At 67.4% G+C, this 17,390-nt stretch carries 15 protein-coding genes; 7 read left to right on the top strand and 8 right to left on the bottom strand.

The window, feature by feature from the left end:
• The first annotated feature begins 160 nt into the window (after positions 1-160).
• Positions 161-808: an invasion associated locus B family protein gene (locus FBZ87_RS05535; RefSeq protein ID WP_145609350.1), complete on the top strand. Its 648-nt coding sequence runs from the start codon at positions 161-163 to the stop codon at positions 806-808.
• A 64-nt stretch (positions 809-872) separates the two neighbouring features.
• Here FBZ87_RS05535 and FBZ87_RS05540 read toward each other — a convergent pair whose 3' ends face one another.
• Positions 873-2,225 carry a pectate lyase family protein gene (locus FBZ87_RS05540; protein ID WP_145609351.1) on the bottom strand — a complete coding sequence of 451 codons (1,353 nt, stop codon included), beginning with the start codon at positions 2,223-2,225 and terminating at the stop codon, positions 873-875.
• A gap of 280 nt (positions 2,226-2,505) precedes the next feature.
• Here FBZ87_RS05540 and FBZ87_RS05545 point away from each other — a divergent pair, with 280 nt between their 5' ends.
• From FBZ87_RS05545 to FBZ87_RS05565, 5 genes are all read left to right on the top strand, one after another.
• Positions 2,506-3,621 carry a LacI family DNA-binding transcriptional regulator gene (locus FBZ87_RS05545; protein ID WP_246134250.1) on the top strand — a complete coding sequence of 372 codons (1,116 nt, stop codon included), beginning with the start codon at positions 2,506-2,508 and terminating at the stop codon, positions 3,619-3,621.
• Between the two features lie 166 nt (positions 3,622-3,787).
• Positions 3,788-5,206, top strand: coding sequence for a glucuronate isomerase (uxaC, locus tag FBZ87_RS05550; RefSeq protein ID WP_145609352.1), 1,419 nt, complete (start codon positions 3,788-3,790; stop codon positions 5,204-5,206).
• An 84-nt stretch (positions 5,207-5,290) separates the two neighbouring features.
• A complete protein-coding gene (gene kduI, locus FBZ87_RS05555) occupies positions 5,291-6,136 on the top strand; it encodes a 5-dehydro-4-deoxy-D-glucuronate isomerase (RefSeq protein ID WP_145609353.1) in 846 nt (281 codons plus the stop codon).
• A 14-nt stretch (positions 6,137-6,150) separates the two neighbouring features.
• On the top strand, positions 6,151-6,924 hold the full coding sequence (gene kduD, locus FBZ87_RS05560) for a 2-dehydro-3-deoxy-D-gluconate 5-dehydrogenase KduD (protein ID WP_145609354.1): 774 nt from the start codon (positions 6,151-6,153) through the stop codon (positions 6,922-6,924).
• A gap of 137 nt (positions 6,925-7,061) precedes the next feature.
• Positions 7,062-8,363, top strand: a complete 1,302-nt coding sequence (locus FBZ87_RS05565; RefSeq protein ID WP_145609355.1) for a hypothetical protein — start codon at positions 7,062-7,064, stop codon at positions 8,361-8,363.
• Positions 8,364-8,449: 86 nt separating this feature from the next.
• Here the strand turns inward: FBZ87_RS05565 and FBZ87_RS05570 are convergent, their stop codons facing one another.
• Positions 8,450-9,373 (bottom strand): AraC family transcriptional regulator, encoded by a 924-nt coding sequence (locus tag FBZ87_RS05570; protein WP_211106852.1) that lies wholly within the window; start codon positions 9,371-9,373, stop codon positions 8,450-8,452.
• A 100-nt stretch (positions 9,374-9,473) separates the two neighbouring features.
• Here FBZ87_RS05570 and FBZ87_RS05575 point away from each other — a divergent pair, with 100 nt between their 5' ends.
• Complete coding sequence (locus FBZ87_RS05575; RefSeq protein WP_145609357.1) at positions 9,474-10,502, top strand: oxidoreductase; 1,029 nt, start codon at positions 9,474-9,476, stop codon at positions 10,500-10,502.
• A gap of 18 nt (positions 10,503-10,520) precedes the next feature.
• Here FBZ87_RS05575 and FBZ87_RS05580 read toward each other — a convergent pair whose 3' ends face one another.
• From FBZ87_RS05580 to FBZ87_RS05605, 6 genes are all read right to left on the bottom strand, one after another.
• Complete coding sequence (locus FBZ87_RS05580) at positions 10,521-11,837, bottom strand: carbohydrate porin (RefSeq protein WP_145609358.1); 1,317 nt, start codon at positions 11,835-11,837, stop codon at positions 10,521-10,523.
• 196 nt (positions 11,838-12,033) lie between these two features.
• Positions 12,034-13,314, bottom strand: a complete 1,281-nt coding sequence (locus FBZ87_RS05585) for a TRAP transporter large permease (RefSeq protein ID WP_145609359.1) — start codon at positions 13,312-13,314, stop codon at positions 12,034-12,036.
• A gap of 4 nt (positions 13,315-13,318) precedes the next feature.
• Positions 13,319-13,843 carry a TRAP transporter small permease gene (locus tag FBZ87_RS05590; protein ID WP_246134251.1) on the bottom strand — a complete coding sequence of 175 codons (525 nt, stop codon included), beginning with the start codon at positions 13,841-13,843 and terminating at the stop codon, positions 13,319-13,321.
• 4 nt (positions 13,844-13,847) lie between these two features.
• Positions 13,848-14,843, bottom strand: a complete 996-nt coding sequence (locus FBZ87_RS05595) for a TRAP transporter substrate-binding protein (protein WP_145609360.1) — start codon at positions 14,841-14,843, stop codon at positions 13,848-13,850.
• Between the two features lie 23 nt (positions 14,844-14,866).
• Positions 14,867-15,712 (bottom strand): 2-keto-4-pentenoate hydratase, encoded by an 846-nt coding sequence (locus FBZ87_RS05600; protein ID WP_145609361.1) that lies wholly within the window; start codon positions 15,710-15,712, stop codon positions 14,867-14,869.
• 196 nt (positions 15,713-15,908) lie between these two features.
• Positions 15,909-17,375: a mannitol dehydrogenase family protein gene (locus FBZ87_RS05605; RefSeq protein WP_145609362.1), complete on the bottom strand. Its 1,467-nt coding sequence runs from the start codon at positions 17,373-17,375 to the stop codon at positions 15,909-15,911.
• Positions 17,376-17,390: the final 15 nt, after the last annotated feature.

The following is a 17,390-nucleotide window of genomic DNA, read 5'->3' on the forward strand; positions in this document are numbered from 1 at the left end:
GGGATGTGATATGGGGCGCTCGAGCCCGTCGCCGGTGGAGCGAGAGGTTGACCGGATACCGGGTTCTCCCCACAATCCCGTGTCTGATCATTGCTGCCCCGGGGGCTGGGGCAATCCGGGCTCCGGCGGTCTCGCGCCATAAACAGAAAAAAGCATATCCATGACCAATAAAGAGGACCCCGCGCCCGCCACCGCATCCACCGGCGGTTCGCGCACCCCCCTCATCGTGATCGGCCTGCTGCTGCTGCTGGGGCTGCTGACCGTGGGCGGCATCATGCTGTACCAGCATCACAAGGCCAGCTCGGCCAAGTCCACCGCGGCCGAGGCGCAGAAGCCGGCGGGACCGGCCTGGGCCAAGAATTGCGCCAAGGACGCCAATGGCGGTGACGTTTGCTATGTCGAGCAGTTCGCCATCGCCAACCCGGGCAACGCCATCGTGCTGCACGTCCAGATCGGCTACATGTCGGCCGACGGCAAGCCGGTTCTGGTCATCACCGTGCCGCTGGGCACGCCGGTGCAGCCGGGCCTGCAACTGACGCTGGACGGCGCCAAGCCCATCCCCTTGCCGCTGACCCTGTGCCAGCAGGGCGGCTGCATCGCCTCCGCCAACCTGGACCAGGACGTGCTGAAGCAGTTCACCACCGGCAAGGTGCTGATGGTGCGCTATGCCAAGCCGGACAAGACACCCATGGACGTCCCGGTGCAGCTGGGCGGTCTGGCGCCCGCGCTGCAGAGCCTGGGGCCGCCGCCGGCCCCGAAGCCGGCTGACAAGCCCACCGACAAGCCTGCGGACCAGCCGAAGAAATAAGCCGGGTCCGGATCAAGGAAAAAGGGCGGCGTCTCATGCGGGCGTCGCCCTTTTTCCTTGGGGATCAGGTTCCCCGGGCCTTGGACTTGGCGTCCAGCGCCGTCGCGGTGCGGGGGGTCATGTCGTCCAGGTTCCAATCGGCCGGGTTGAAGGGCCGGGTGCTGGGCTTCTCAGTGGGATAGCCGTGGATGTCATCCTGGCTGTTGATGATCTCACCCCGGCCCTCGGCCACGTCGGCCAACAGGCGCACGTCGTCGTAGTCACGGTCCCAGGGGCGGGCGCCGGCGTTGTGCAGCACGGACTTCTGCACCTCGGCCGCCGGCAGGGCTGTCAGGCCTTCCGGCCACAACGGCGGCTTGTCCATCTCGATCACCTTGGCGGGCGAGGTGGTGTAGCGGCCCATCAGGGGCAGGGGCTCGCCCGCCCGGTCCACGGCGATGTTATCCTTGCCGTAGTACTCCAGGTCGCCATAGCCGCCGATCTCCAGGAACGCCAGCGGCGTGGGGGTGGAGGGGCCGGCCCGCAGCACGTTGCCCACCGCCGCCATCTGGCCGACCTGATAGGGATGGTCGCCCCACTCTTCGGCCTGCAGGTTGTAGTGCACCGCCCGCTGGCCGGGATCGTAGATCAGATTGTTGACGATGACGCCGTGGACGCCGCCCTTGAACAGGGGGCTGCGCTCCACATTGTGGGCGTACAGGTTGCCGACGATCAGGATGTCGGTGATGTTGTCGTGGATGAGCGAGCCCTTGGAGTGCTCGATCTTCAGGTGGGTGGCGCGGGCCAGCCCTTCGGCGATGATGTTGTTGGAATAGGTAATGCGGTGCGAGGTGTGCTCGCGCCATTCGTCTGGCGTGTTGCCGTTGAAGCGGGGGCCGGAAGCGGACAGGTTCTCATCCGTCGCCCAGGTCAGGCTGCAATGGTCGACGATGACGTTGTAGGCGGCTTTCACCGTGCTGAAGGCATCCTCCTCCCAGCCGCTCTTCTTGGGCGCGCCGGCATCGCCCACGCGGATGCGGATGTGCTGCATCACCACGTCGTGGGCGCTGACATCCATGCCGCCGCGGATCAGGGTGATGCCGGGGGAGGGGGCGGTCTGCCCGGCGATGGTGACGAAGGGCTCATCCAGCTTGATGGTCTTCTGGTTCAGGTCGATGACGCCGCCGACCTCGAACACGATGATGCGCGGGCCCTTGGTCTCGATGGCTTCGCGGAAGGAGCCGGGCCCCTCATTGTTAAGGTTGGTCACCTTGATGATCTTGCCGCCGCGCCCGCCGGGCGTGTGCGCCGCCCAGCCCACGGCGCCGGGAAAGGCCAGCTGGTCCGCTTTCTCGGCGGCGCCGGCGCTGCTGACAGCCACGCCACCGGCGGCCAGCAGCGTGGCCAGGGCGGTGGTGGCCAGAATACGTCTGATCAACGGTCTATCCTCCCAGATGTTTGTTATGGCGATGGCGGGCGGGCCGCGACACGTCAAGCGTGCTGGACCCCGCTCTCGGCGTCAATAAATGACACCGGTTTCCTAAAGGGGCAAGGGTGCAAATCCCGAGGTGCGGCGGAATGACGCCCGGGCCAGGAAGAAGGGCCGGCCGGCGGCAACAAATCCCTTTTGCGGCGGCGCGCGGGACGCGGCATGGTAGGGTCGTGGAAACAGGCACTTCGAAAAGAAGTCCTGAAGAAGAACGAGAAGAAGACCAGCGATGACCCAGGACGCCGCGCCGCGTAAGGGGCGCCCCCGGCGGGGACGTGCCGCCGCCATCCAGACCGTGGCCGTGGAGGCCGTGACCTGGACCCTGGACCGGCCGCCCACCATCAACGACGTGGCCCGTCTGGCGCACGTGTCCAAGAAGACGGTGTCGCGCGTCATCAACCAGTCGCCCTTCGTGAATGAAGAGACGCGCACCATCATCAACGGCATCATCGAGCAGATCGGCTACGTGCCCAGCCCCCAGGCGCGTGGCTTGGCCTTTCAGCGGTCCTTCCTGCTGGGCCTGGTCTATGACAATCCCAACGCCCAGTTCATCGTGAACATCCAGGAAGGCGTGCTGGCCGCCTGCCGCCTGGCGGGGTTCGAACTGGTGGTGCATCCCTGCGACCAGAAAAGCCCGCATTTCCTGAACGATGCCAAGCAGTTCGTGCAGCGCCAGAACCTGGACGGCGTCATCGTCGTGCCGCCCGCGTCGGAAAACCCGCAGTTGGTCGAGGTGCTGCGGGACCTGGGTTGCCGCTATGTCCGCCTGTCCGCCGTGTCGCTGGACGAGGCCGCCAACATGGTGGTCTACAACGACCGGCAAGGGGCGGCGGAGGTGGCGGAGCATCTGGCCGCCCTGGGCCACCGCGACATCGGCTTCATCGCCGGCCCGTCGCGTCACCGCTCCGCCCATGAACGCCGGGAGAGCTTCGTCGGCGCGCTGAAAAGCCACGGCATCACCCTGCGTCCCGAGATGGTGGAGGAGGGCGCCTACACCTTCGAATCCGGTGAGGTCTGCGCCACCCGGCTGCTGACGCGGGAGCCCCGGCCCACCGCCATCTTCGCCAGCAACGACGAGATGGCGGCCGGTGTCTACAAGACGGCGCAGCGCCTGGGCATCAGCATCCCCCGGGACCTGACCATCGTGGGCTTCGACGACAGCCCCATCGCCACCCGGCTGTGGCCGTCGCTGACCACCGTGCGCCTGCCGGCCAAGGATCTGGGGCGGCTGGCGGCGGAAAAGCTGATCATCCGCATCTCCAGCGATGAGGAGGAGGGGCACACCGCCACCGGCGTTGTCAGCCGCATGGTGGTGCGCGAGTCCTCCGTGCCGCCCCGGGGCTGATCCAAACCTTGCGCCTGTTTTGGCGCCGGGTAAGCGATGCGAAATTGACACCGGTTACCAAGATCGTTACCAAATGGGGTGGGAGGAGAGCGGCCCACCGGACATCCGGACGCCGTTCCTGCAACAACGTTTGCCGCATCTTGGCGGATAGTGAAGGAAGGCCCGGATGGCCCAGAACCTGACCCTGCACGACGATCGCCTGTTTCCCGCCGACCCGGCGGTTCGCGCCATCGCCCGACGCCTGTACGCCCTGGTGAAGGGCCTGCCCATCATCAGCCCGCACGGCCACACCGACCCGTCGTGGTTCGCCGGCAACGAGGCGTTTCCCAACGCCACCGCCCTGCTGCTGCAGCCGGACCACTATCTTTACCGCATGCTCTACAGCCAGGGCGTGACCTTGGAGCAGCTGGGCATTCCGGCCGCCGGCCAGCCGGCTCCCGATGTGGACCCGCGCGAGGCCTGGCGCCTGCTGGCCCGGAACTTCCACCTGTTCCGGGGCACCCCGTCCTCCACCTGGCTGAACCATGTGTTCACCCAGGTCTTCGGGCTGGATGTGAAGCTCGGCGCCGAGACCGCCGACCTGTACTTCGACACCATCACCGCCAAGCTGGCGACGGAGGAATTCCGCCCCCGCGCCCTGTTCGAGCGGTTCAACATCGAGGTCATCGCCACCACGGAAAGCCCGGTGGACACGCTGGCCCATCATGAGGCCATCCGCGACAGCGGCTGGAAGGGCAAGGTCATCACCGCCTATCGCCCGGACGCCGTCATCGATCCGGAGCACGAGAACTTTCGCCCGGCCATGGAACAGTTCGCCGCCATCACCGGTGAGGATGTGTACAGCTGGCGGGGCTATCTGAACGCCCATCGGAAGCGTCGCACCGACTTCAAGGCCGTAGGCGCCACCAGCAGCGACCATGGCCACGTCACCGCCGCCACCGCCGACCTGTCCCCGACCGAGGCCGAGGCCCTCTTTGCCCGCGTGGTCAAGGGCACCTTCACGGCGGCGGATGCCGAGCTGTTCCGGGCCCAGATGCTGACCGAGATGGCGGGCATGAGCCTGGAGGACGGGCTGGTCATGCAGATCCACCCCGGTTCCTTCCGCAATCACAACCACCAGATCTTCCAGCGCTACGGCCGCGACAAGGGCGCCGACATCCCGCTGCGCACCGAATATGTCCATGCGCTGAAGCCGTTGCTGGACCGTTACGGCAACGATCCGCGCCTGTCCGTCATCCTGTTCACCCTGGATGAGACGGTCTATGCCCGCGAGCTGGCGCCGCTGGCCGGCCATTACCCGGTGCTGAAGCTGGGCCCCGCCTGGTGGTTCCACGACAGCCCGGAGGGGATGATGCGCTTCCGCGAGCAGACGACGGAAACGGCGGGCTTCTACAACACCGTGGGCTTCAACGACGACACCCGCGCCTTCCTGTCCATCCCCGCCCGCCACGACGTGGCCCGCCGGGTGGATTGCGCCTTCCTGGCCCGCCTGGTGGCGGAACACCGCATCGATGAGGACGACGCGGCGGAGGTGGCGGTGGACCTGGCCTACCGCCTGCCCAAGCGCGCCTACAAGCTGGACTGACGATGGAGTGTGGCGGGGAAGATGACATCCGCGCCGCACCTCTTCCCCAGACGGGGAAACCACAAACAAACGGGGAGAATGGCCATGTTCAAGAAGGTTTATCAGGCGACCCATCCCGACATGATGGATGGCGCCCGTAACCAGCAGCTGCGCGACCGCTATCTCATTACCGGCCTGTTCGTGGCCGGTGAGGTCAGCCTGAACTATTCCCATAACGAACGCTTCATCATCGGCGGCGCCGCCCCGGTGGACGCCCCCATAAACCTGCCCCTGCAGACGGAACCGGCCTCGGCCGCTGGCAAGCCCTTCCTGGAACGGCGGGAACTCGGCATTGTCAACGTCGGCGGCCCCGGCACGGTCACCGTGGATGGCACGGTTTACGAGCTGGCGTCGCGCGACGGCCTGTATGTACCCATGGGGACGGAGGCGGTGGTGTTCGCCTCGGCCGATGCCGCCCACCCGGCCAAGTTCTACCTGGCCAGCACGCCGGCCCACGCTCGTTTCAAGACGGTGAAGATATCCATCGACCAAGCCGTGCCGCTGGAGCGCGGGGCGCTGGAGACCAGCAACGAGCGCACGATCTACCAGTACATCGTGCCCCAGACCTGCCAGTCGGCGCAGCTGTTGCTGGGCCTGACCATGCTGAAGCCGGGCAGCGTGTGGAACACCATGCCGCCCCACCTGCACGACCGCCGGTCAGAGGTCTATTTCTACTTCGACATCAAGGACGACCAGCGCGTCTTTCATTTCATGGGTGAGCCGGAGCTGGCCCGCCACATCGTGGTCGCCAATGAGGAGGCCGTGGTGTCGCCGCCCTGGTCCATCCACATGGGCTCCGGCACCGCCAACTATTCCTTCATTTGGGCCATGGGCGGGGAGAACCTCGACTACACCGACATGAAGGTCCTGGACATTTGCCAGCTGCGCTGAGGGAGGGTGATCCCATGGCTTATAACCCCTTCGACCTGACGGGCCGCGTGGCCCTGGTCACCGGCGCCAACACCGGCCTGGGGCAGGGCCTGGCCGTGGCGCTGGCCCGGGCCGGCGCCGACATCGTGGCCGCCGGCCGCAGCACGCCTACGGAAACCGAGGCGGCGGTCAAGGAGGTGGGCGCCCGCTTCCACTTCGTCCATGCCGATCTCGACAGTGTCGGCGTGGTGCAGCAGGTGGTGGACCAAGCCGTCGCCGCCTTCGGCCGTATCGACATCCTGATCAACAACGCCGGCACCATCCGCCGGGCCGACGCCCTGGAATTCTCCGAGGACGATTGGGACCTGGTGATGAACGTGAATCTGAAGACGCCCTTCTTCCTGGCCCAGGCCGTGGCGCGCCGCATGGTGGACCAGGGAAATGGGGGCCACGGGGGCGGCAAGATCATCAACATCGCCTCCATGCTGTCCTTCCAGGGCGGTATCCGCGTTGCGTCCTATACCGCCAGCAAGAGCGGCATCGCGGGATTGACCAAGCTGTTGGCCAACGAGTGGGCGGCCAAGGGCATCAACGTCAACGCCATCGCCCCCGGTTACTTCGCCACCAACAATACCGAGGCGCTGCGCAACGACGAGACGCGGAACCGCGACATCCTGGCCCGCATCCCCGCCGGCCGCTGGGGGCGCCCGGAGGATCTGGGCGGGGCGGCGGTGTTCCTGTCCTCCGCTGCCGCCGACTATGTGCACGGCACCGTCCTGGCGGTCGACGGGGGGTGGCTGGCCCGGTGATCCCCGCACGCGGGCGCCGGGGCCAGTGAGGGCGCCTGTCGGAAATTCTGGCCGAAAAAGTTCCATGGTACCGGCTGATGCGGTAGGTATGGTCGATTGCAGGTCGCGACAGCGATACTATCAGGTGAGCCTCGACCGTGACCGACACGCCTCTTCCGCTGATCAGCCGACCGGCCGTCGGGCGGCGTCTGGCCGGTTCCCTCGTCGTCAAGATCCTGGCCGTCGTTGTCCTGTCCGCGTTGCTGGTCAGCCGCGACGCGGACTGGGTGATGCATCCGACCCTGTGGGCTGAGGATGGCGTCATCTGGTTCCAGAACGCCTATACCAAGGGCCTCAGGGTGCTGGTCATGCCCAGCGCCGGATACATCAACCTTTTCCCCTATGCCATGGCCCTGGCCGCCCGGGCCCTGCCGCTGGGATGGCTGCCGGGGTGGATGATGGCTGGCGGCTTCGTCGCCCAGGTGGCGCCCGCCGTTCTGTTGCTTTTGCGGGGGGCGCCGCTTGTTCCCTCCCTCTGGGCGCGAGGGGCGCTCGCGGTCTTTTATCTGGGCGTTCCCAATTCCTACGAAATCCATTTGAACCTGACCAATGCCCAATGGCACCTGATGCTCCTGTCCTTCCTGATGCTGGTGCTGCCGGCGCCGCAGGGGTGGGGCTGGCGGGCGCTTCAGTATGGCGTGTTGCTGGTCAGCGGGCTTACGGGGCCGTTCTGCCTGTTCCTGGCCCCTGCCGCCCTGTGGCAATGGTTGGGTGCGGCCCCGGATCAGCGGCGTCATGCCTTCATTCAGGCGGCGGTCATCGGGGCCACCGCCTTGATCCAGGTCCTGTGCCTGCTCACCCTGGGCGCGGGGGAGCGTCAGAGCCTGGTGCTGGGTGCCAGTGCCGCGCGGCTGGCGCGCATGCTGACGGATCAGGTATTCCTCAGCGGCGTGTTGGGCACCGCCAACGTCGGCGTCCTGAAGCAGGGCGCACTATGGCAGCAGCCTGCGATGGCATGGGGCATCGCCCTGGCGGGCCTGTCCATCATTGCCTTGGCGCTGGTGAAGGGGCCGTCGAGCTTCCGTAAATTCTGCCTTGCCGGGCTTATCCTGCTGGCCTGCGCCCTGGTAAGCCCAGCCGGCTCCCCGGTGGGTGACCAATGGGCCCTGCTGGGCATGCTGGGATACGGTGGCCGCTATTTCGTCATTCCCATCCTGATCTTCTTCATCGCCTGCCTGATCCTGGCGTGCAAGGCGCCGGCCAAGTTCCGCATTCCCGCTTGCGCCCTGCTGTGCGTCTTCATGGTAGGGGTGTGGGCGGATTGGCTGTACCCGACGCGCAGCGGCACGTTCGAGGCCTATCACCAAGCGGTGGAGGCTTTCGACAATGCTCCGCCGGGAACCCAGATCTCCTTCCCGGAAGCCAGCCCCGGTTGGAACATGGTGCTCACCAAGCACTGAGGCCGGCGGGCGGTCTTATTGGGGAAACGGCGTCGGTCGCGTTCTCAAATCCCCCAGGGCCATTCGGGGCCATTCGGGGCCATTGTCTATGAGCCTACGGTCCCGCGATAGCGCCGTGGACCTACCCCGGTCACCCGTTTGAAGGCGTTGCTAAAGGCGCTTTCTGAGGCATAACCAAGGCGGTGGGCCAGTTCGGATATGGGCGCCTCCTGTTCCTTCAAGGCCCGCTCCGCCAGGCGCATGCGCCAGGCCGTCAGGTAGGCCAGTGGCGGAATGCCGGCCACCGCCTTGAAATATTGAGCGAAGGTGGTGCGCGACATGGCGGCGGCCTTGGCCAGTTCGCCCAGTTGCCAGGCACGGCCGGGGTCGCCGTGCATCAGCCGCAGGGCCGGGGCCAGGCGGGCGTCGGTAGCAGCGCGCAGCCAGCCGGCGGGCAGGGGCTGTCCTGTCGCCAGATGGGCCCGGAGGATGCGGATGAACAGCAGGTGGGCAAGCTGGGTGGCCGCCAGGCCAGCGCCTGGCAGGTCGGCAGTGTGCTCGCGCCGCAACTGGTCCAGCAGCCAGTGCAGGCCCTCGGCCTCCGGCGCCGTGTGGCGCACCACGATCACCGGCGGCAGGATATCGGCCAGCAGCCAGCCGCAGGCGGGATCCAGCACCACATGGGCGCCCAGCAGGAAGAAGTCTTCGCCCCCGCCCAGATGTCGGATGCCGCTGCTGGGGCCGAAGACGACCTTGGCGTCCAGGGGGAGCGACGCCAGGTCGCTGCCTAGCCGGAAGGGACGCTGCGCCGGCAGCAGGAACACGTCGCCGGCCTCAAGGCGATGCGGTGCCGGCTCTCCCTCGATGTCCAGCCAGCCGCCGCCCCGCAGGATGGCGAAAAACTTGATCTTGCCTGGCGGCGGGAAGCGGATGCACCAGGCGCCACCGGCGGTGAAGCCGCCTGACACCACCGTCTGGGCGTCGGCGAATTTCAGCAGGTCGGAGAAGGGGTCTAGCGGCGCTGAGTTCATTTCCGGATTTTCACGCAAGTAAGGCGGACGGACAAGCATTCATCGTTCGGGATCGCATGCCTACCTTAGGGGCCCCCTTCGTTCATCAAAGGTATCCGTCATGCCTGTTCGCCAGGAACCCATTCACTCCGGCTTTGGTGCCGCCTCCACCGCCCTGGATGTCATCCAGGGCATCGACCTTGCGGGCAAGGTCGCCATCGTCACCGGCGGCTATGCCGGCATCGGGCTGGAGACCGTGCGGGCGCTGCGATCCGCCGGCGCCACCGTCGTCGTCCCCGCCCGTGATCTGCCCAAGGCCCAGGCCGCGCTGGCCGGCCTGGACGGCGTTGAGATCGGCACCCTGGATCTGATGGACCCAGCCTCCATCGACGCCTTTGCCGCCGCTTTCCTGAACAGCGGCCGGCCCCTGCACCTGCTGATCAACAACGCCGGCATCATGGCTCACCTGCTGACCCGCGACGCGCGCGGGTATGAGGCGCAGTTCGCCACCAACCACCTTGGGCACTTCCAGCTGACGGCGCGGCTGTGGCCGGCGCTGCGCCAGGCGGGAGCCGCAGGGGGCGTCCGCGTCGTCTCGCTGTCCTCGCTGGGCCACCGCTTTTCCCCGGTCGTGGTTGAGGACCCTAACTTCGAGCGGCGGGACTATGATCGCTGGTCGGCCTATGGCCAGTCCAAGACCGCCAACATCCTGTTCGCCCTGGGTTTGGAGGCGCGCGCCGGCGCCCACGGCGTCCACGCCTTTTCCGTCCATCCCGGCACCATCGTGGACACGGACCTGAAGCGTTACATGACGCAGGAGGAACTGATCGCCTTTGGCGTGTTTGACGCGGAAGGCAAGGCCATCCATGACCCGTCCCGCAACATGAAGACCACGGCGCAGGGGGCGGCCACCACGGTCTGGTGCGCCACCAGCCCGCAGCTGCGGGACCACGGCGGCGCCTATTGCGAGAACTGCGACATCGCCCAACTGCTGCAGCCGGGGGAAGAAGCCGCCCAGGGCACCCCCACCACCCGCCGTCCCGGCGCCGTCATGGGCGGCGTGCTGCCCTATGCTGTCGATCCGGCGGCGGCCGACCAGCTGTGGGATCTCAGCGAACGGCTGCTGGGAATTACCTTCCGGCCGGTCTGACCCTCCAGTCTCCGTCCCTCAAATCTCCGCATGGAACCGGAGGCCCAGCACATTTGCCGGGCCCCGGTCGCGGTTGTAGGCGGGGTTGGCGATGAACTGGTAGTCCAGCGTCAGGTTGATGCCGGTCCACAGTGCGGCGCTGTAGTAGGCCTCCATGATGCGTTCGCTGCTGTAGCTCAGGCGGCCGTCACCCACCAGGATGCCCAGGCCGCCGGCCGCCAGGTAGTCGCGGGCGTCGGCGTTCAGCATGTTCACCACGCCGGCCAGGCCGGCGGTGTCCTTGTCCCGGCCCCAGGAGGCACCGGTGAGGGAGGCGCCGACGGACAGCGATTTATTCACGTCGGTGAACTCATAGGCCTCCTTGCTGCCGTCATTGGCGCTGGCGCGCAGGAACAGGCCCCAGTCGTCGCCCATTTGCTGTTCCGCGTTCAGGGCGAAGCCGGCGCGGGTGGCGTAGCGGCGGACATCGCTGGTGTCTGGTGTGCCACCGGTCAGCGCTGCCAGACGCACGGCGTCGCCGTAGCCGCCCATGTTGGCGTGGTTCTGGAAGACCAGCAGCTTCACCTTGCCGTCGCGGCCCATCAGCTGGTGCCGCTCCTCGGCCTCCACGACCAGCTCATACTGGCCGAAACCGCGCACCAGCGCCTTGTCATTGGGCTTGCGCGACAGGTCGAACAGGCCGGCGCGCAGGGTCCACCAGCTCTGCGTCCACTCCGCCGCGGCACCATAGCTGTAGCCCCAGGCGTCGGCGGCATAGTCGAAGGCGCCGCTGTCCACCACGGTCCAGTTCAAGAAGTCCTTACGCGGGTCGTGGGCATAGGTGTTGGCGTCGAAGATGTCGGTGACGGAGAATTTGCCGGCGGTGATGACGATGTTGTCGGCCGTGCGGCTGCCGCCCAACTGGTTGGCGGCGGCCTCCAGCGGCTGCGCCTCGCCGCCCAGATTGAAGGTCTGGCGGAAAAAGGCGCGGTCCAGGCGGATGTAGGGTTCGCTCTCGCCCACCTTGTAGGCCTCGGCACTGGGGAAGCCCGCCACGCCCAGCGTGTTGCTGAGGCCGAAGCCCTGGTCGATTTCCGGGTTGGCGTAGAACTCCATGCCCGGCCACAGGCGGACGCCGGCATAGAGCGTGGCGTCCGTCGTCTCATTGCCGCGCGCGCCCGGATCCAGGCTGTTGGCGCCCCGGTAGGGGGAGCTGAAGCTGGGGTGGTACTGCTCCACCAAAGTGAACTGGCCGTGCAGGCTCCAGCTTTCCGCCTCCGGTATGTCCGCCTCGGCGGCCAGTGCCGCGCCGCAGGTCAAGGCAAGGATAGGCGTGATGGTGAGAAGCGTTTTCATTTAAATAACTCGCCCGCCGGAGCATGAATTCAACAACCGCGTTCCTTTGGCAAAGTTCCGTTACGGATTTGCGATGGGAAGCGTGGTTGTTATACGGTTTCGGCGGGCGGTATGCGCCCATACAAAGGTTTGGGCAAGTCGGGCGTTTTGTCGCAGCGTCTCTCGATTGTTCTGTTATTTCATAACGTTAGTGACGTTATTTCATAGCATTGGGCAGCCAAAGCGACAGGAAGGGTATGTAGGAGACGAGCATCAGCACTACGCCCGCCGCCAAGTAAAACGGCCAGATGGACCGCATGAGCTGGCCCACCGGCACCTTGCCGATGGCGCTGCCCACGAACAGGACGGAGCCGATGGGCGGGGTGATCAGGCCGATGCCGCCGTTCAGCATCATGATGACCCCGAACTGCACCGGGTCGATGCCGAAGGCCTTGGCCACCGGCAGGAAGATGGGGGTGCAGATGATGATCTTGGGCCCCATGTCCATGAAGGTGCTGAGCGCCAGCAGGATGACATTCATGATCAGCAGCACCATCACCTTGGTGCCGGCCATGGCCTTCAGTGCATCCACCGCCGCCGCCGGCACCTGCAGGTAGGACATCAGCCAGCCGAAGGCGCTGGCCGCCCCGATCATGAACAGGATGATGCCGGTCGTGTGGGCGGATCCGGCGCAGCACTCCTTGAAGTCGGCCCAGCCCAGGCGGCGGTAGACCGCGACCGTGACGATGACGGCGTAGACCACGGCGATGGCGGCACTCTCCACCGCCGTGAAGATGCCGGCGCGCACGCCGCCGAACACCAGCACCACCAGCAGCAGGCCGGGGCTGGCCGAGATCAGGCGCCGCACCACCGCCGCCATGCCGGGGAAGGGCTCGACCGCATACCCGCGCTTGGCCGCGATCAGGTAGGCCGTGACCATCAAGGCGACGGCCATTACCACGGCGGGCAGGATGCCGGCGGCGAACAGATCGGCAATGGAAATGCCGCCGCCGCCCGCCGCGGAATAAAGGATCATGTTGTGCGACGGCGGTACCATCAGCGCCACCAGGGCGGAGGTGATGGTGACGTTGACGGCGTAGTCCCGGTCGAAGCCGCGCGCCACCATCTGCGGGATCATGGTACCGCCGATGGCCGAGGCGTCGGCGATGGCGGAGCCGGAGACGCCGCCGAAGAAGGCGGAGGCCAGGACGTTCACTTGGCCCAATCCCCCCCGCAGATGGCCCACCAGGGCGGCGGCCAGGCCGATCAGCCGTTCGGAAATACCGCCGCGCATCATCAGTTCACCCGCGAAAATGAACAGCGGGATGGCGATCATGGCGGTTGAACTGATGCCCGAGGTCATCTGCTGCACCAACACCATGGGCGGCAGGCCTAGGGTGGCGATGGCGGCGACGGACGCGGCGGCGAGCGAGAAGCCCACCGGCACGCCCAGCAGCAACAGGACGGCGAAGGCACCGAAGAGGACGGCGATATCCATGGGCTCAATCCTCCACAACCATGTGATCGGGGGTGGGTAGCGGCACCACCAGCCGTTCGGCCGCGAACAGGGCGATCAGCGCCCCGCCGAGCGACAGCGGCAGGTAGTTCAGCCCCTCCGGCAGTTCCGTGCCGGGCATGGCGATGGACCAGTTGTCGGCCATCAGGTCCCAGCCCCAGATGGCCAAGGCGGCGCCGATGGCCAGCACGACCAGGCGGGCGAAGGCGTTCAGGAGGACCTGTACCCGGGGCGGCGCCACCTGGGCCAGGGCGATGAAGCGGAAGTGCATTTCCCGCCGCACGGCCACGGCGGCGCCCATCAGCGCGGTGGTGGTCATGAACAGCAGGGTCAGGGGTTCGGTCCAGCCGGGGCTGTCGTTCAGGACATAGCGGGCGAAGACCTGCCAGCCCTCGGCCAGGCTCATTCCCACCATGCCGATGGCGGCCAGGACGGTGGCGGCATGGGACAAGCCGGTGAGAAGGGTGCCGGCGAGGCCCGTGGGGGCAGGTACGGCTTGGGTCGCGTGCATGGGGTCAGGCCTCCTGCCGGATGCGGCGATAGAACCGGTTGCGGTCGGGGTCGGCCAGGTAGGTCTTGAGCACCGGTTCCGTGGCGCGACGGAAAGCGTCCTTGTCCACCTCCGTCACCTGGACGCCGTTGGCGATGCAGTGGGCCCTGGCGGCGGCCTCGTCCCGGTCCCACAAATCACGCATCACGGCGACGGAACGGGTGGCCAGATCCAGCACCAGATCGCGGTCGGCCGGGGCCAGAGCCCGCAGGCTGCGCTCGGAGATGAACAGCAGTTCCGGCGACATGGAATGGTGGGTTTCCGCCCAGTGGCGCGCCACCTCGAACTGGCGGGTTGAGTCCAGGCTGGGCCAGTTGTTCTCCGCCCCGTCGATCAGGTGGGTCTGCAGGGCGGTGAACACCTCACCGAAGGACAGCGGCGTCGGGTTGGCGCCCATGGCCTGCGCCATGGACATGAAGATGTCGGACAGGGGCACCCGGATCTTCATGCCGCGCAGGTCGCCCGGCTCATGCACCGGCCGGCGGCCGTTGTAGATGCACCTTGCGCCGCTGTCGTAGAAGCAGGCGGCCACCAGGCCGCGCTGACTCAGGGCCGCCAGCAAATCCTTGCCCACCGCGCCGTCCAGCGCCCGGCGCATGTGCCCCACGTCGTCGAACACGTAGGGCAGCGTCAGCACGCCGGAGACGGGGAAGATGTTGGTCAACGCCGCGAAGTTCACGCGGGTGAAGTCCAGCGCGCCGTAGCGGGTCAGGTCTATGGTGTCGTTCTCCCGCCCGATCTGGCCGGAGTGGTAGACGCGCATGGACAGGCGCCCGCCCGTCTCCTTGGCCAGTTGCTCCCCGATCCACTGGATGGCCTGGACGGTGGGGTAGTCCTGCACGTGCACGTCGGACGCGGTGAAGGTGCCGGGCGGCGGGGCGCCGGCCCGGGCCTTGCCGCCCGCGAGCGCTACGGCAGCACCGGCGGCCATGCCCTCCAGCAGTTGTCGGCGCTTGATCAATCCATCCTCCCGTTCGCTTATTCTTATGACCCTGGCGGTGTCGTTGCGCCGTCAGGGGGCCCGCCAAGGGGCGTCGCCGGCACTGCCCGGCAGTGCAGGACACCATCGGGGCCGAAGTCCACCTTGGCCGTTTGGCCGGCCACGATATCGTGGATGCCGGTGGTGGCGCCGGTTGACACCAGGTCGCCGCTTTTGAGCGGGCGCCCGCGCGCCGCCAGATGGCTGGCCAGGAAGCGCAAAGCCGACAAAGGGCCGCCGGGGATGGATGGCGCGCCACCCACGCCCACGCGGACACCATCGATGACAGTCTCGCAGCGCATGCTGTCCCAGCCGCGTGCGCGCCAATCAGCGATCTCCGGACCCAGGATCAGGCCGGCATTGTTGCCGAAGTCCGATACCACCACGGGCGGCCCCAGATCGTTGATGGTGGCGAGCGGGCTGCCCGCCGGCTCGATGCCGATGTGCAGGGCGGCCACCAGGTCCGCTGCCTCATCCTCCGTCCACGCCGCCTTGCCGGCCGGCGCGTCGGCGCCCAGGCGGAAGACGTATTCGGCCTCCACCGCCGCGAAGCCGCCGACAAAGGTGGGGAAGGGCGTCACGGCGCCACTCTCGACCCGCCAGACGTTGCGGGCGAAGATGGGGCCGGCCAGGCGGGGTTCGCCCAGCGTCTCCTCCCAATCGGGGGGGATGCGGCCGATCTTCCAGCCGGCGATGCGGTCGGGCCACAGGCCAATCGCCACCTCCTGCGCGGCGTAACCCTGGGCCAGGTCTATGGGCGCGGGCCCCGGATAGCCGGGCAGGAAACGTGCCGCCCGGCGGGCCGCGACGAAGGCGGCGGCGGCGTCGGTGGGGGAATAGTCGGCGGTCATGACCGCACCCCGCGCATGCAATTCTTACCCTGGACGATGGCTGCCGCAGCGGCAGGCACGGCACGCCGAGCCATGGTCGACCCTCCCTGGGATCCCGTCATTTCTTGTCCATCGTGTCTAAAGGAAACCGGTGTCATTTACAAGCCAACTCTGAGGCCGGATGAGTTTCGTCCGACCTCAGGTTGCTATTGCAGGTTCACAGCGCCGCGACGGCGGCGAGCACCGCGTCGCGCCCGCCATCGCCCAGGCGGGCATAGGCTTCGGCCAATGCGGCGCGGAAACGGGTGTCGGTGGCCAGCGCCGGTGCGAACATCACCTCCAGCGCCAGGAAGCGGTCCACGTCGGCGCGCGTGCCGTCGCAGCGGCTACCGATGTCCAGCAGAGTGGGGGCCAAGGGGTCGGTCAGGCCGGCCCCCTCCGCCGCGCGGCGGCGGACGAAGTGCATCCAGCCGGCGACCACCAGGGCGGGGCGGGCGATTGATAGGCCCTGGACAAGCCGGTCCTCGATCACCCCGAACAGGCGGTAGGGCAGCTTCTGCGACCCATCCCAGGCGATTTGTGCCAGCAGATGGCGGATGGCCGGGTTGCGGAAGCGCTCCAGGATTTGGCTGGCGTAGACGCCCAAGTCATAGCCCGCCGGCGGCGTTACCGTGGGCAGCACGTCTTGCAGCATCAGCCGCTCCAGGAAGCCCGCAAGTTCCGGCGTGGTCATGGCGTCGGCCACGGTTTCCACGCCCGCCAGGCCGCCCAGATAGGCCAGGGCGGAGTGTGGGCCGTTCAGCAGGCGCAACTTGGCGCGGCCGAAGGCGCCAACGTCGGTGGTCAGAATCACGCCCGCCTTGTCCCAGGCCGGGCGGCCGTTGCAGAAGCGATCCTCGATCACCCATTGGGTGAAGGCCTCGCGCTGGATGGGCCAGGCGTCGGCGACGCCGGTCACGTCCAGCACCCGCTGGCGCAGGGCGTCGTCGGTGGCGGGGGTGATGCTGTCCACCATGGTGCTGGGGAAGGCCACGTAGTCGCGCACCCAGGCGCCCAGCTCGGCGTCCAGGGCGGCGGCGTACTGCGCCGTGGCGCGGCCCAGGCGGCGGCCGTTGTCCGTCATGTTGTCGCAGCTGATGACCGTGTAGGGCGGCAATCCCGCCGCCCGGCGGCGGCGCAGGCCGGCCACGATGTAGCCGATGACGCTGACCGGCGTTTCGGGGTGGGCCAGGTCGTGGACGATGTCGGGGTGGGTGGTGTCCAATTCCCCCGCCGCCGTCAGGCAATAGCCCTTTTCCGTCACGGTGATGGTGACGATGCGGGTGGCGGGCGCCGCCAGTCGGGCCAGGACGTGGCTTTGCGCCTCCGGCGCGCACAGCACCTCACGGATCGATCCGATAACCCGGTGGCCGATGGCGCGGTCCAGCGTCACCAGGGTGTACAACCCATCCTGCGGCACCAGGGCGTCGCGTACGCCCGGGTTTTTCAGTGACACGGCGCTGATGGTCCAATCGCCCCCTTCTAGCGCCAGGGCGTCGTCGGTGTAGACGGCCTGGTGGGCGCGGTGGAAGGCGCCCGGGCCGAAATGGACGATGCCGATGCCGCACACCGCCCGGTCATAGCCGGGCCGGGCCACGGTCTGGGGCAGGGTCGGCAGGGTATCGGGGGACAGGCGCGCGGTCATCAGGCTCAGGCTCCG

This window comes from Nitrospirillum amazonense (genome assembly GCF_007828035.1).
Taxonomy (GTDB): domain Bacteria; phylum Pseudomonadota; class Alphaproteobacteria; order Azospirillales; family Azospirillaceae; genus Nitrospirillum; species Nitrospirillum amazonense.